The 17,401-nt window shown below is 66.0% G+C and carries 1 protein-coding gene; it reads right to left on the bottom strand.

The annotated features are described in order from the left end of the window. Window position 1: 1 nt before the first annotated feature. Entirely contained in the window at window positions 2–17,401 is a 17,400-nt protein-coding gene (locus ACFDR6_RS22405; RefSeq protein ID WP_375859510.1) for a leukotoxin LktA family filamentous adhesin, read from the bottom strand.

The following is a 17,401-nucleotide window of genomic DNA, read 5'->3' as shown; positions in this document are numbered from 1 at the left end:
GTTACCATGCCTCTGCGAGACGGCCCATCGCCGGCCTCGCCGTCTGGATCGCAGCGTCCTTCCAGCCCGTGCGTCCCGCACGCTGACCCTTCTGGAGCAGCTTGCGCATGTCGCTGAGCCCCTCGGTGTTGACGGCGGGACCGGAGCCGATGGCCTCGACCGGCCGCGGCGTCAGCAACGCATCGAGCCGCGCCTGGCCGGAGAGACCGAGCAGGTAGAACGTCCCCCCGTCCCTCTTCGCGAGCCAGGTCTCGATGTTCTCTTTACCCTGGCCGTCGACCGCGATGTTGCGCGCCATGCTGGCGCCGGTGAAGTCGTAGCAGCAGGTATGGGTCGGGCCGTAATTGGTCACTGTCGCCGAGACGTTGCCGGTGTAGAACACCACATAGGCGTTGCTGACATTGGCGTTACCGACCTGGCTCATCGTGAATACGCCGCCCGGCTGGTAGAGCTGAAGCGACGGCCAGTTGGACGGCGCCGGCGTGCGGTTGTTGAGCAGCACTTGCGCGTTGGCCGTAGTGAGCATCAGCTGGCCCGGGACATAGCCGTTCAGGATCGAGACGGCCGGTGCGTCCGTCCAGAAGGTCGCGTCCACCACCCTGAACTGATTGACGATGATGAGATCGGGGTCGATCCAGATGTTGGCGGACTTCGCGACGCCGCCGTTATAGCCGGTGACGTTGAGAACGAGCGGGACCGCCGGGTTCGAGCGAAGCTGCTCGCCCTTGACGTCGATCGTATCAGCCGCGAGATCGAGCTCTCGCACGACGCTGACCCAGTTGATGGTCAGGTCGCCCGACGAGGTCATCTTGACGACGTTGCCGCTGACCCGGTCGAGCGAGATCGAGCCGGCCACCTCGAAATGCGTTTCGCCGTTGGCGGAGATCGATCCGCCGCGGAGCGAGCCGGTGTCGGACTTGACGTCGAGGTCGCCGGCATCGCCAGGGATACCTGTCGTGGTGAGCTGGCTGAAGACGATGTCGTTCACGGCATGCAGGGTCTGCGTGCCACCGCTGACGGCGGTGCCGAGGGTCATTCCTCCCGTCGTCGCGGTAACGTCGAGCGTGCCGCCAACGTTGAGATTATCCCAATGAACGACCGTGCCGCTGAGGATTGCGTTGCCGGTCGCGGCCGTGAGGTTGTGACCGGTGTTGGTGCCCGCGGCGATCAGCTTCGCCGAGCCTTGGGCGGAGACCGAGCCGAGTGTCGGGACGCCGCCGGACATCACCGTCTGCGCCAGGATGAAACCGTTATCCGCGGTGACGTTGATGCTGCCGGCATCGCCGCTGATGCCGCTCGCCGTCAGCGCGTTGAAGGTGACGTTGTCGCGGGCACGGATGGTTTGTGTGCCGCCGCTCTGCGCGGTCTGAAGGGTGATGCTGCCCTGGCTCGCGGTCACGCCCAGCGTCGTGCCCACGTCGAGGGCGTTCCAGTTGACCGGACCGCCGTTGGCCGTCAGCAGCCCGGAGCCGGTCGTGGCGGCGAGCGCGTTGCCGGTGATGGTCGTGGCGGCCAGCAACGTCGCCGAGCCATGGGCCGAGACCGAGCCCAGCGTGACGACGCCGCCCGACATCACCGCCTGCGCCAGGATGAAGCCGCTGTCGGCGGTGGCGTTGATGTTGCCGGCATCGCCGGTGATGCCGCTCGCCGTCAGCGCGTTGAAGGTGACGTTGTCGCGGGCGCGGATGGTCTGCGTGCCGCCGCTCTGCGCGGTCTGAAGGGTAATGCTGCCCTGGATCGCGGTCACGCCCAGCGTCGTGCCGACGTTGAGGGCGTTCCAGTTGACCGAACCGCCATTGGCCGTCAGCAGCCCGGAGCCGGTCGTGGCAGCGAACGTGTTGCCGCTGATGGTCGTGGCGGCCTGCAGCGTCGCGGAGCCATGGGCCGAGACCGAGCCCAGCGTGACGACGCCGCCCGACATCACCGCCTGCGCCAGGATGAAGCCGGTGTCGGCGGTGACGTTGATGTTGCCGGCATCGCCGGTGATGCCGCTCGCCGTCAGCGCGCTGAAGGTGACGTTGTCGCGGGCCCGGATGGTCTGCGTGCCACCGCTCTGCGCGGTCTGGAGGGTGATGCTGCCCTGGCTCGCGGTCACGCCCAGCGTCGTGCTGACGTCGAGGGCTTTCCAGTTGACCGGACCGCCGTTCGCCGTCAGCAGCCCGGAGCCGGTCGTGGCGGCGAGCGCGTTGCCGGTGATGGTCGCGGCGGCAAGCAGCGTCGCGGAGCCATGGGCCGAGACCGAGCCCAGCGTGACGACGCCGCCCGACATCACCGTCTGCGCCAGGATGAAGCCGGTGTTGGCGGTGACGTTGATGTTGCCGGCGTCGCCGGCATGTCCGGCGGCCGTGAGCGACTTGAACGTCACATTCTCAGTCGCATGGACCGTCTGCGAGCCGCTGCTGTCGGCAGTGCCGATGACGATGCTGCCGTTGTTCGCGATTGCGCTGAAGCTGCCGTTCGCGCCGGTCGCCGTGCCCGCCAGCACCTGGTCGAGCGTCAGCCCACCTGTGCCGACGATGTCCACGCTGCCGTTCACCGCGGACAGCAGGCTGACCTCGGTGTCGATCAGCGCCTTAAGATAGATGTTGCCGGCGCTCGCGGAGGCCGACAGCCGCGCGGCGTTGGTGGTGAACCGGCTCGCCGCGTTGCCGATGCCGTTTGATGCGCTGAGCGACACTTCGGCGCCTGCGCCGGACGCGATGAACTTGGTCTGGCCGTCGCCATTGTCGATGATCGCGCCGAGCGAGGCGACGCCGCCGGCGGTGACGATGATCGAGGGCGTGCTCGAGGCGGCGGCGTAGGTCTGCGACGAATTCAGCTGGCCGATGGTCGCATCGCCCGTGGTGGTCACCGAGATCAGGCCAGCCGCGTTGATGGCCGAATGGGCGCCCATCGACAGCGTCGCGGCCACCAGCGTCACGCCGTCCGTGCTGCTGGTCGCAACCACGGGCGCCGCACTGGTGCCGGCCACGAAGGTCATGCCGCGATTGGCAAGCAGCTGCATCAGGCCGTCGCTGCTGATGCTGGTATTGATGGTGAGCGCGCCGCGCGCAACGTTCAGCGTCAGCGCGCCGCCGGCCGTCAGCGTCCCGTAGGAACCGCTCGTGCCGACCCCGAGATCGCCGGTGACGGCAAGGAGGCTGAGATCGCCGACCGCCGAGCCGGTCACCGCGCCCGAGATGTTCACCTGCAGCGGCTGGAAGGCCCCGCCGTTGAAGCCGATGTCGCCGCCGGCGCGCAGATCGAGGTCGGTGCCGAGAATATGGATCGCCGTACGATCCGTGAAGCCGGCCTCGGCGTAGATGCTGCCGGCCGCGGCCAGCTGAATCGCGTTGCCGGCGGAAATGTTGCCGAGAATGAGATCGCCGGTGGTCTGCTTCACATAGATGCCCTGCGCCGACGAGACCTGGTCGAGCTGATCGTTGCCCGGGTCGGCAAAGGCGATCTGAAGCGCGTTCGAATTGTTGGCGGGATTGCTTCCGGCCGCACCGGGAGCCCCGACATTGCCGCGCTCGGCGATCAGGGTCAGGGTGGCGATATCGCCCGAGATCACGGCACCGCCCACATTGGCGAAGATGCTGGTGACGGCGTCGAGCTTGACGTCGCCGCGGCCGGTCACCTGGATGCCGTTGGCCTGCGCGGCCGCGATCGGGCCGTAATTGGCGGTGACGCCACCGAGCGCGAGGCTGTTCTTGCTGCCGAGATAGATGTTGGTCAGCGCCTTGGCCGAGATCGCGATCGGGTTGTCGACGACGACGAGGTTCTGCTGCGACAGGCTGACCGTATAGGTCGTGACATGGGTGGTCGGGTCCGTCACCGCACCGACGGTGAGCTGGCCGGGACCGGCCGTGGCGAGCAAGCCTCGCTGCTCCGGCGTCAGCGACGAGGAGTCGACGCTGGTGAAGGTAAAGGTCTGAGGCGCGGCCGAATTGCCGACCGAGCCGCGCGGCGCGTAGAGCATGATCTGGTTGGCGCTGACATTGGCCACGACGTTGTCGTCGATGGGCGGCGGCGCGGCACCGACGGCCGACGACGACACCGTGTAGGCGAGCTGGCTCTGCGTCCACTGCGAGCCCGCGGTGATGATGCCGTAGACCCGCTCGGTCGACGCGAGCGTGTAACTGTAACTCGCATTGTAGGCATTGAGCGCGGTCTGCAGCGCAGCGTTGCTCGGCAAGCGCTGATTGGCCGTCGAGACGCCATCGAAGAGCTTGGTGAACAGGGTCGACGACAGCGAGCTGCCGAACACCGTCCCCAGCGGATCGGTGGGTGCGCTGCCGAGCAAGGTCGTCAGCGAGCTCTTGAGCTGGTCGGTGGTGATCTGGCCGAGCAGGAACTGATCCCGCAGGAACCGGGTCGTGGCCTCGGTTTTCATCTGCGTCGCGGTGACGTTGGTTGGATCGATGCCGAGCTTGGCCGCGACCTGCGCCCGCAGCACCGTCAGGCCGACCGACGTCGGAGCGTAGGTGCTGCCGTTCGGGAACGCGATGTTCTTGAGCTGGAAGTAGTCGTTATAGGCCGACGTCACCATGGATTGGTAACTGTTGACGGCGTTGGTGGCGGCGTTGCCGCTCAGCAGGTCGAGGCTCGCCCAGACATCCTGGAGATGCTGGCTCTGCGCCTGAGTGAGACCGACCGCCGCCCGGCCGTTGAGGATGCTGGCCTGGTTGCCGTCGGATCCAGCGGCCTCGAGGAAGACGGGGCCGCCGGTCGACTGGATCGTGCCGAGACGCAAATCGCCCTTGGACTGGACGATGTAGGTGCCGTTTGCCGAAGCGCTATCGAGCACGCCGCCGTCGACGGTGCCGTTGGTCTGCGTGGTGCCCGTCGCCTGGATCACCAGAGGATTGATGTTGGTCAGGGTGGACGCGCCGTTGACCACGGCGCTGGTCGCGCCGATCGCGCCGGCAGAGGAGTTGATCTCGACATTCTTGCCGATCACGACGGGCGTGGCGACGTTGTAAGGGGCCGCCGAGTTGATGTCGCCGGTCGCCGAGATGAAGACGCTGCCCTGCGGCGCGCGGCCGGAGACACCCGAATTGACGGCGACCTGATTGATCGAGAGCGCGCCGACGGCCGCGATCGCGATGTCGCGATCGATCGAGGTGGCTGTCAGACTGCCACCGTAGACCTGCACCTGGACCGGAGCACCGTTCGTGCCCAGCGTGCCGATGCCACCATCGGCCGACAGGGTCACGTTCTTGCCCGAGATCATCGGATTGTTGGCGCTCGCGCCGGACGTGATGGCCGAATTGGCGCCGGTGGCGATGACCGTCGTATCACCCGAGAGGTTGTTGATCGGCCCGTTGATGACGATTCCGGAGTTCGAGCTGACATTGACCGTGCTCGCGCCGCCGCCGCTGAACTGGATGTTGATCGGGTTCGACGCCTTGACCGTGTTGGTCAGCGTGAGCGTCAGGTGATCGTAGATCTGCTGGTACCAATTGAACTGGGCGTCCGCACCGCAACACTTGTCGGCGGTCGTGTTGTAGCCACCGTTATGATAGCTGCCGGTCGCCGTGATCACTTCCTGGAAGTTGGCGGTCTGCAATTGGCCGGTGTTGCCGCCCCCGCCCGTGGCCTGCATCACGTTCTCAACCAGGCTGATGCTGCGGGTCCAGTTCTCTCCGGTCGCCGCATTCGGCGTGTAGTGCCAGCCATAGTCGAATTGCGAGCTCGTCACCGGGCGATCGAGCGTCGCCGTGTCGACCCACTGGTAGTACATGTTGGGCTTCACGGCGTACTGGATGCCCGCCGTTCCGCTCATGCCGGTCAACATCGCGCCGGTGTACGCGCTCGCATTGACGCCGGCCGTCCTGTACGTCGACACCTGCTGTCCGCCCGACGCGGACGGATTGTAGACGTACCACGTCGTCTGCTGCTGAAGCTGATCGACGATCTGGATGACGCTGGGCGCGCTGACGCCGGTGTTGATGGTGTTGGTGACGAGCTGGAGCCCGGTCGAGTTGTTGACCGTGATCGTGCCCGCACCACCCTTGACCGCGATCGTGCCCTGTGAGGTGCCGTCGGTGGACGTCGAGATGATCTTGCCGTTCAGATAGACGTAGCCGCCGGAGCCCTGCACCACTCCGTTCACGAGGATCTGGTCGGTGAGCGCGTTGTACCGCACTCCGATCTTGATATCGCTGCCGACCAACGGCGCGGCAGCGGCCGTGATGTCGTAATAGCTGCCATTCCGCGCGTTGGCCTGGGCCTGGGCGAAGGCCGCGCTGTTGCTCTTGAGGTCGTTGATGGCGGACAACGCGCCGCTGCCGATGTCGACCGAGTAATTGCTGCTCGTGCCGCTCTGGATCAGGCCGTTGACGTTGATGACGCCCGCCGAAATGATGATCGCCTGGCCGAGGATGAAGGGCGCGTTCGCGGGATTCTGGTGGCCAGAGGGCGTGGTCGAACTCCAGTTCGACTGCGCGTTCGTGTTCGCAGTCCTCGGCGTGATCACGTCGTTCTGGACATTGACAACCTGGAAATAGGCCCCGCAGCCCGAGCAATTGAACGGCGAGTAATACGTGTAGGTGCGGGTCGAGGTCGAGCCGTCGGGATTTGTGATCGTCTCATCGCGAGTCGTGTTGCTGAAGACGCCCTGGCCGGCATAGGTGTTGCGTTCCCACGGCGCGGTGACGATCGGCTGTACCGTCGGTCCTTCCATCGCCGCGAGCGTCGCGGGGCTACCCACGCTGCCGCCGCCCCCGTTGGGCGTGCCGTTGCCCATCGGCAGGAAGATCGCCGAATAGAGCGACAGGCCATCGTAATAGGTCATCAGCATGCGCGCGGTGAAGACCGTGCTGTTGGCGGCCGTTTGTTGAACGCCGGTATTCCCGTCGACGCAGCAGTAATAGAAATACGGGTGATTGCCGCCTGCGCCGATGTGCGGACTGTACTCGTACGCGCCATAGGCGCCGAGGAAGGTTGCCGCCGCCATCACCGCCGTCAGCGTGTCGTTGTCGGCCGGCTTGTACTGGACGCCGGCCCATTGCGCGGTGACATCGTGGTTGGAGTTGTAGAAGCTGCCGATGCCGCCGAGGAAGATGAACGAACCGTTGGGCGCCACCATCTGGATGGTCGCGGCATTGAGCGACTGCGACGCCACGACGCTGCCGAGCTGGCTGGTGATCTTGAGCAGACCGTTCTCGTTGGTGACGATGCCGTCGAAGTAGATGTCCGGCTTGCGGGTCAGCTGGTTGCCATTGTCGTCGACGCCGAGCCCGGTGCTGGGATCGACGCGGTTGTAGGTCGCCGAGATATCGATGATCGGCGTCGCGCTCGGCATGGCGATGAAGGTCACGTTGGAATGCGAATCCGGGTCGACATGGTCGATCTGGCGGTAGGTGATGTTGCCGCCGGTCACATTGGTGACGGTGAGGTTCGCGAAATCCATGAAGTCGAGGCCGCGGTTCTCGACCTTGATCATGGGCGATCCGCGCGCGATGACCGCTGGCGCCGAATGACCGGCAAGGCTGTTTCCGGTGAGCTTCTGCGCCAGGATCGAGACATTGCCTGCGGACACCAGCATGTCGCCGAAGGCGAAGGCGTTGCCGCCGGCATCGGAGGTATATGGCGCCTGCTGGATCAAGGCGTTGATCTGACGCTGGATGTCCCCGGTCGGATCGGCCCCGGACGGCGTCATCGTGGCGGGATGTGTGGACGTCGACGCCGCGAGCGCGGTCCGGATCTGAGCATCGGTCAGGCCGGTGAGCGTGCCGAGCTGGTTCACGATGTTCTGGTAAGGATTGAACCCGCCGACGATGGTGTACTGGATCGTCTGGTGGTTCCAGCTCTTCACCGGGCTGAAATGATCGACGTCGGAGACATATTCGAGCGTGGAGGACAGCGACGAGTATGGGCTCGTCGTGCTGAGGGTCGGCGCGCCTGCACCGAGATCGATCGTGATGAGCACGTCGTTGTTGATGCCGGCCACCACGAGGCCGTTGAGCGCGACGTCGCCGGTTCCGCTGGTGTGGCTGTGATTGTCGCTGTTCTTGGCGCTGAAGATGTCGAGGTACGGATTGTAATTGCTGCCGTTGCCGGTCGCGGTCACCTGCCCCTGCGTCGCGCCCAGATAGATGTCGCGGACGCCGAGCACGCGGGAGCCGTCGGCCAGCGTCAGGCTGCTGTCGCCGCCCGCATTGGCCGTGCCGCGGTACAGGGTGGAGATCGGAATCGCGGTATTGTTGTAGACGACCGTCGTCGCCGTCGCCTGGATGCTGCTGAAAGTGATGGTGTCGCCAGACATGCCGGCAAAGATGTTGATGTCGCGCCAGGCCTGGATGGTCGTGCCGCTGTCGACGGTGACGTCCTGGATGGCGTGGACCCAGGTGTTGGTGCTGGCACCGACGCCGGCGATCGCGCCGTAGAGACTGGCGTTGGCGTTGTTGGACGCGGCCATCTTCGCAGCCGTGCCGATGAAGATCTTGCCGACGCTGAACAGCTCCCGGGCATGGATGTTGACCGCGAGCGTGGCGTTCGCCGTCATGTTGGATTCGGCGCCACCGCCGGCGAAGAAGCTGGCCGTGGCGAGGCTCGCCGTGTCCCTGGTGTTCAGCGTGTTGTAGGCCTCGATATCGATCACGCCTGCCGAGGTTCGCGGATCACCGTTGAGACTCAGGATCGTCCCGGCGCCGATATTGGTGGTGACGATCTGGGTGACCGTGGAGTCGCTCAGCGCAGCGGCACCCGAGAACGAGCCGCCGGAGCCCGAACGCGCCCCGCCACCGGCCTGGTTCACGTTATCTTTGGAGGTGACGATCATGTCGCCGCCATCGGAGTTGATGATCAGATGGGTTCCGATCTCGGCCGTGGTGGTCGAGGTGACGTCGTTCTGCGCCTTGCCGGCGGAGACGCCGGCCGTGGACGCCTGGTAGGCGTCGCCGCTTGCGGCATACTTGGTGGTGTGCTCTGCCGCGACCTTGATGCCGCCGAAATAGAGCGTGTCATCCGTCGCGCCGCCGTCGAACCGCGCATTGGTCACGGCGGTGGAGCTGGTCGTGGCGACCGCCGCCGCGCCGGCGTAGGTACCACCCGCGCCGACCGTCGCATTGGAAACATTGGCATCCGTACCGGTCGCCGTGATCTCGAGGATGCCCGTGTAGTTGGTGCGATTGAGGTTATCCATGTCCGCGGGCGCACCCAGATAGGCGTAGGTGTGCGCGCTCGACGAGGTCTGGGCGACGGTCGCCCCCAGGGCCAGGAAACCGGTCGAAAGGCCGGTCGCCTCGGCATATTGAGCGCTGTCGTTCTGAGCCGCGATGAGCACATCGGCGTTCGGAAGCTCGATCCCGGTTCCGCCATACGCACTGACGGTCGCGTTCTGCGAGGCCCTGGCGTAGCTGCCCTGCGCGCCGATCAGCGAACCGCCGCCGCCCGCAAGCGATTTGGCGTAGGTCGTCGTGCCGTAGATAGTCGTCGTGCTTCCGTCAGTATTGGTCTGCATCCCGATGATCGGGACGAGCGCCATCGCGGTCACGGCGAGCGCGCCGCCCGAGAAGATGGCGTCGTCGCCGACATCGGCCGTAACAGTGGCTCCGACCGTCGATTGGGCAATGGCGACACCGACCGCACCACCACCCACCGAGACGCCGATCGCCTCGCTCGACAGATTGGGCGTGATCGATGCCGTCACCAGCGTGCCGACACCGGTCGCGGACGTGGTGATCGAGGAACCTGCGCCGATATCGGCGACCACGCTCGAATTTTCGTGCACCTCCGCATCCGCGCCGACGCCGGCGAGGATGCCGCCGCCCAGCGCCGTTGCGGTCGTCGACAGCTTGCCGGCTCCAGCCGCGCCCACCGCCAGCGTCGAGGTATTGACAATGGCGTCGTCCAGGACCTTTGCCGCGACCGAACTCGACCGTCCGGCCGTCGCGACCGACGCGCCGACCGCCGCGGCACCGGCGGTGACGCCGCCCGTGAAGACGACTTGGGTCGAGGTGTCCTGCGCCATGACGGCGACACCCGTGCCGCCCGTGCCGGTGACCTGGCCGCCGAGCTGGGCCGTCACGGTGTTGGTGACATTGCCGAACGCCACGGCTGCCTGCGCGCCGAAGTAAAGCGCCGCCCCGCCCGCGATCGCCTCGGTGTCGATAGTCTTGCCGGCATAAGGCCCGGTGCTGGCGTCCTTCACGATCGCTGCAACCGTCACGGACGGCGCGGACACGATCGCGCTCAGATTGGCCAGCACGCTGCTGTTGACGCTGGTGTAACCGATGCCGGCGCCGATGCCGACGTTCTTCGCAAAGCCGGCACCGAGCAGGTACATCTTGGCGGCATTGGCGCTGGTGGCACCGACATTGACCTGCGTACCCGTGACGTTGCCGCCCGCGATCTGCGCGGTCACGCCGTCATCGCCGCCCGTGAGCACGCTGCTGACGTTGTAGGTCGAGGTCACGTTGGCATTGTTGGGATTGCCGGCCGTCCCGCTCGCGACCGCATTGCCGCCCTGCGCGGTGCTGGTCCTCGCGTTCACCGCCGCGATCGTTCCGTTGCCATTCTGGTTGAGCTGACCGGTCTGCTGCCCCTGCGTATCCGGATCGGCGGTGTTGGTGCCGATGATGATGACGCCGACCGTCGCACCGATGCCGACGCTGCCGCCGATGCCCGCCGTTACCGCATAGGACAGCACCTCCTTGGTGCTGAGCGCGCCCACGTTGATCGCGCCGGACGAATTCAGGTTGCTGTTGCGGCTTTCCGCGATGGTCTGGCTCTTGAAGACAATGACGTTGGCCGCAGCTCCGACGCCGACACCGGCCCCGCTGGCGCCGACCGCGAGCGCACCGGCGATCTCCTTGATCGCCACGTCCTCGTTGGCGTTGATGGTGACCGCGCCGGCCGCACCGCCCGTCACCCCTTGCAGCGTGGTGTCGTAGACGCCTGCGATGGTGGTGTTGTTGGCGATCTCAATGTTCGCCATGCCCGCGATCGCCGCTGTCCCGGTCGAGAGCGCGCCGCCGATCGCATAGGCTTCGAAGCGGTTCTTGGTCTTGGCCTGGACGTCGAGCGCGCCGCTCAGATTGAGCGCGGTCGTGTGTGGCGTCGTGCCGCCATGATAGGCGAATTCGTCGCCGACATAGGCCTCGGTTCGGTTCGAGGAGACCTGGACCAGGAAGGCCGCGCCGATCGCGGCCTGGCTGCCATAGGCCCCCGAGCCGTTCGCGGAGAAGATGCCAGTGTTGTTGTTGGCGTTGACCGTCAGCGACGTCGCCGTCAGCGCGCCGCCGTCGACATAGGCCTCCGTGGTTGCCTGGAACACGTTCAACCCGACCGAGCCGGTGTTGAACCCGACGGCGATCGAGGACGCATCCTGCTCGGCATTGGCCTTGACGGTGACGGCACCGACCGTCGGGCTCGACGACTGCACCCCGCCGACCGTGGCGTTGGTAATGGTGGCGAAAGTGCTGCGCGACATCGTCGTGCTGATGACGGTGGCGCCGCCGCCACCTGTGCCGGTGGGCGGAACGATGCCGGCGCCGAACGCGCCGGAATAGGAGAAGCTCGACGCGGCGACCACGATCTGCGGCGCCAGCGTCGACGAGGTCAGGCGCGTGGCGACGGCGGCGCCGTCGATATACGCTCTCGTCGCCCCGCTCATCACATTGGTGATCGGGTTGATCATGATGGCGATCCCGCTGCTCGCCGCGAGCGAGGCAACGTTGGTCACGACCGCCTGGTGCGAGCTTGCGACGACCGCAAGGCCGCGCACGGTGTCCTGGTTCTCGGTGAGATCGGGTGTCGTGTCGGTCGGTGCATGGGCCGTGCCGAGATCGAAGGCATGGACGAGCGTGCCGTTGTTGACCGACAGCGTATCGGTCGAGCTGGTGCCGAGCGCATCGACCTTGGTGTTCGCCCCGCTGATATAGGCCGCCGTAGTTCCGGTGATCTGATTGGTCACCAGCGAACCCGCGCCGCCGGCCGCGCCCTTGCTGATCGCCACGGCGCCGGCGAATACGCCCGCCTTGTCGTTGTTGCCCGCGATCACGCCGACATTATTGCTGGCTGTGACGTCGGCGCCGTTGATGCCGTTGGTACCGGCGGCGGTGATGCTGGCGGTGACGTTGGTTCCCATCAGATTGGTGGCGACCGAGCCCGCAAGGCCCACCTGCGAGGACATCGCAACGCCGACGGCGACGGTCGAGATACTGGCGTTGGAGTTCGCGCCGACCGCGACGTTGCCCGATGCGGTCAGCTTGGAGCCGGTGACGCCGGCGCTGACATTGTTGGCGATGCTGCTGTTGACCAGCGCCAGGCCCGCGGCGCTGCCCTGCGTCGAGGCACCCGCGACCGCGGCGGTTCCGGTGATACTGGAATTGTCGATCGCGCTGACAGAGATGTTGCGGCCCGTGACGGTCGATTGAGTCGTGCTCGACTGGCTGTTGCCGATAGAAGCCGAAACGGTATTGGAGATGCTGCTGATCGTGGTGCCGCCGACGCCCGCAAATTGTCCGGTCGCAAGACCGAAGCCGATCGTGACCGCCTGGATCTTCGAGGAGTCGACCGCGCTCACGCTGACATTGCCGTTGGTGCCTGCCGACATCAGGACGTTGGCGATATAGGCCGAATGCGTGGTCGCGATGGTGTTGTAGACGATCGAGGCGCCGACATTGTTCTTGCCGGCCTGGATCAGGCCCGCAACGGAGACGATGCTGGCGCCCGGACCGTTGCCCGTCCCGTCGTTGAGCGCGGCCGCGCTGAAGTCGATGCAGTTCTGCCCGCCCGTGCCGCCGGCGACGGTGCAGGTATCCGAGGCGAGAAGATTGTTGTTCGACTTCTTGACGAGGTTGCCGAGCGCCGTATCCAGCGCCGACACGGCGCCGCTGTCCGCCAGCACCGTCACGCGGCCGACGTTGATATTCACCGTCGCGCCGCTGTTGATATAGGCGGTCGTGGTGGGCGTGATCTCGCTGACGACGATCGCGCCGGCAAGTCCGTTGGAACCGGCGCCGCCCGAGGCCGCACCGGCCGCGATCACGCTGGCGCTGTCGGCCATCACCAACAGGGTGTCGTAGTTGGAGATCGACGTGCCGCGGATATGCGCATCGGTGGCGTTGCCGCCGGTGGGATCGGCGATCGAGGCATAGGTCAGCCCGATGCCGACGCCGGCCTGCCCGCCCGAGATGTAGAGCGAGCCGCCGCCGATCGCGACGTTCGTGGTCTGGTAGGCATCGACCTCCAGCGCGCGATTGACGCCTGAGGACTGACCCGTGATCGTCGAACTCTCGATATAGGCGTTGGCACTATCCGTGATGATGCCGACGGAAGCAGAAAGCGCCGCCGCGTTGGATTTCGATCCCGCCACGCCGATGGCGATGACGGTTTCCGAGCCGCCGTTGAGCGCCTGCACTGTCAGCGAACTCTGGTTGTTCACAGTGGTGCCGTAGATATAGGCGAGCGTCACGTTGCTGGACATCGCCGCCGCGATGGCGCCGCCGATCGCAGCGCCCTGGGCAGATGCGCCGGCCAGATTGAGCGCCGCAGAACCGGAACCATTGTTAAGCATGGTGTCGTTGAGCGCCTGGACGATCGTGTTCGTCACCACGGTTCCGGTCGTGGTGTACTTGTTGACCGTCGTATTCCTGATGTAGGCGCTGGTGCCGAGTGAGACGTCGCTCACTGAGGAGCTTCCGGCCAGATCGATGCTGAAGCCGTCGGTGCTCGATCCCGAAGTTGAGCCGATCTTGCTCACGGCCGTCGTAATGCCCGCGGTTCCCCCGGTCGCGCCGGCTCCGGCAGCGCCCGCCTTGTCGGAGAAGCTCGATGCGGCCGGCTCGGAGATCGACGCCGCGACGGCGGCCGCGGTGATGCGGCCGGACGTGGTCGCGCTGATCGTGAGATTGTCGACATTGACCGCGCCGCTCCCGCCGCTCGTACCGGCAAACGGATCGTTGGCGCTGAACGGGCCCGGGCGGATGTCGGAATGGTTGTCGCCAATATAGGCGGAGGTGTCGGCATTTGCACCGAGATAGGCGACCGCCAAGCCAACTGCCGAACCTCCGCTCGTGTTGCGGCTCATCGCGCCGGCAAGCGTCACGACCGACAGATCCTGCTGCGCCAGGATGCCAACGGTCGGAGCATAGACGGTGGCCTGGCTCGAGATCGACGCATGCGTCGTGTTGTTCAGGAAGCCAAGCGAGGTGATGCCGTTAAGCGCCAGCGCGCCCGCGGCCTTGCCGGACGACGGCGCGACGGCGACGAACTGGTCCGACGTGATCGCGTTGACGGCGATGTCGTCCGCCGCCCGGAGCGTCGCACGGTCCGAAACGCCGGCAATGGTGTTGGTCTTGAACTGGACGAGATTGAGCGCGCCGCCGACCGAAGAGCCGCCCGACGTATTGCCGGTCAGGAAACCGAGCGTGCCGACATTGCCGGCGGCGTCGATCGACGCGGTGGTCGTGGTCGCCGCGATCTGAATGGTGGCGTCGTAGGTGTGGACGTCGCCGTTGTCCATTCCGGCCGCCCAGCTGCTGCCGCAAGCCGCGGTCGTGCATGTCGCCGTCAGGCTCGCGCTACCCGCGACCCACGCCGTCGTATTATTGTTCACGACGAAATGGTTGAGCGAACCGGAGATGCCGATCGTGTCGCCGGCGTCGGCCGTGGCATTGGCATAGCTGGTCAGGATGTTGCCGCCGACGCCGAAACTGCCGTTGAGATGGCTCAACGTCGCACCCAACCCGTCCCATTTCAGCCAGGTGTTGGTGATCGGCAATTCCGTGGTGGCATCGACGGCGATGTTTGCCGCGTTGATCAGCGTGCCGCTGCCGACATAGGCGTTCGAATTGTGGGTGAAATTGCCCCAGGCGACGGCCGCGCTGATCGCCGTGCTCTCGCCGGATACCACGTCCTTGGTAATCGCACTGGCCGTCGCATTGCTGCGAACGCCGCGATCGATGACGTTGCTGGCGACGGCGACGTTGCCGCTGGCATAGATGCTCGGCGCGCCGCCGCTCGGATTCTGGGCGATCGCGGCGGTCGCACTCTGAGTGCTGCTGGCCAGGGCAAGCGCGCCCGCGGCCTTGAAATTGAAGTTCAGCGGCACCAGCGAGGACATGTGGTCCTGGATGATCGACGTCGGCGCGGTGACGGCGCGCAGTCCTCTCTCGATCGCCGCAATCAGCGCCGGCAAGCCGGCGATGGACGAGGCCATCGTGGAATTGCTCGTGGTGTCGGAGGTGGCCTCGACCAGAACGGAGCCGTTCATCCGGTTGGCGGCATCGGTTCCGAGCGATGCGCCGAGCGTTGCGGTCACGGACGTCGTGATGTCGCTGATGGCGAACGCACCTCCGACGGCGCCGCTCGCCCCTAGTCCGGGTGCCGCAACCGACGTCGCGCTGGTCGAGAACGAATTGTTATTGATCGCGCGTACCTTCAGCGTGCTCCCACTCGTGTTCACGGTCCCCGCCGCAATATGCGCGCCGCTCTCGACGTTGGCGATCGTGGTCACCGACCCCTTGGAATAGGCCACCGTCGGGACGATCTGCGCGCTCGTCGATGCCGCGAGGGCGGAGACGGCAATGGTCGCATCGTTGAGCGCCTTGATCTCGAGGTTGCCCCCGGCATTGATCGTCGCCCCCGAGGCCACGTTGGTCGTGGCGATGCCGTCGATCTTGCCGACAACGACGCCGGCGGCGACCGGCGTGAGGCTGCCGAGCAAGGTGGACGCGATGGCCGGATCCGAGGCGGTTTCCGATGCATGGGCGGAAATGGTGACATCGCCGCGGCCGTTGATGTCGGCATGGCTGTTGATGTTGATGGTCGCCGTGGCGCTGGCCGCAACATAGCCGCCATTGAGGCCCAGCAGCGAGCCGGCGAGCGTCGAGCCGACGAGCGCCAACGCCCCGACCGGCGAACCGTCGAGGAAACTGGATACAGCCGTCGAGGTCGCGGTGATCGATACGGTGCCGCCCGCGATCCTGCCGTCAACGGTGATCGCCGTCGCTGCGGTGGCCTGGCCGGACAGCTTGATGTCGCTTGCCGTAGCTCTCAGCGTGACGTTGCCGTCGGCGTAGTTGGTTCCGCCGAAATTGACCGTCTGCGCCAGGATCTGCGCGCCATTCTTGATATCGATGTTCGGCGCGTCGATGATGACGTTGTTGGCGTTGCCGGTCGAATGGCCGGCGCCATCGAGACGGCGGGCATCGATCATCGCATGCGCGGCGAGCGTGATGGAGTTGTCCGCCTGAACGAGGTAATCGGCACCGGCGCTGAGCCCCGCGAGCGCATTCGCGATCGAGCTGTTCGACAAGGTCACGCCGGTGTCGCCCTGGGTGGCGTCGCCGATCACCAGATCGATCGGATCGAACAGCAACGTGCCCGCCTTGCCGTTGGGCGCGGCAACATTGACAGAGACGCCGCGGCCGACGTCGATGACCCCGTTCGCGCTGAAATCGACCAGGCCGGCATTGCCGGCCTTCGAGCTGGCGTTGAACTTGGCTCCGCCCGCCACGGTGAGGTTCTGCGCCGCCTTCAGGCGGATCTCGCCGCTATTGCCAGTCGTGCTCGCGATATTCAGCCCGGCATTCTTGCCGATCTCGATATTGTTGCCGGCCTGAACGGTGATGCTGCTCGGCGCCGTGGTCTTGCTGCGCGCCGTCAGCCGTCCGTTGACCCTGGCGTTGTTGACGGCGCCGATATGGATCGAGCCGTTGCTAACGGTGATCGCGCTGGCGCTGCGCAGGCCCTTCGAATTGACCGAGGCTGCGAACTTGGCGGCATGGTCGAGATTGGCGACGTCGCGCTGGCTGGCACCGCCGACGTAGACGTTCTGCCCGGTCAGCCGCACCCCGTCCTGGGCGTTGACGCGGCCATAGATGCGGATGTTGCCGTCCGGCGAGACCGGGAACGAGCCCGCCATCAGATTGCCGACCGCCGACTGGTTGATCTGCCCGCCCGCGCCGACCAGGCTGTCGGTGAACTCGCGCGTCGGCGTCGAGACGTTGAGGCTGCCGACATTGACGACGCCGCTGCGGCTGACCACGAAACCCTTGGGATCGGCGAAATAGACGTTACCGCCGATCGCGCCGTTCATGTAGGAGTTCAAGGTGCCGTTGACGTAGACCGGCGCGTCGCGAACGATGTTGACGAGATTTTGCGTCCCGGTCGGCAGTTGCAGGTTGACGGTGTTGCCCTGCCCGACGCTGAACTGCGAGAACGAGTTGAAGGCGTTGTTGCCCGAGACCGTCGACGTCGTGACGTTGGTCACGCTGCCGGAGGTCTGCAAGGACGTCCCGGTGCGGCCGTCGGGAATGATGACGTTCGGCGTCTGCGCCTGAACGCGGACGCTGTGCACCGGCAGGAAGACCATCTGCATCGCACAGAGCAGCGACATCGAACGGAAGCGCGCAAGTCCGCGCAGGCCCGGTTCGTCCTCGTCCCGCCTCGCAGATGGCCCGCGCAT

Source organism: Bradyrhizobium tunisiense, from assembly GCF_042263385.1.
In the GTDB taxonomy this organism is placed as follows: Bacteria; Pseudomonadota; Alphaproteobacteria; order Rhizobiales; family Xanthobacteraceae; genus Bradyrhizobium; species Bradyrhizobium tunisiense.
The sequence above is the reverse complement of the archived record's forward strand: the minus strand, read 5'-3'. Positions and strand labels throughout refer to the sequence as shown.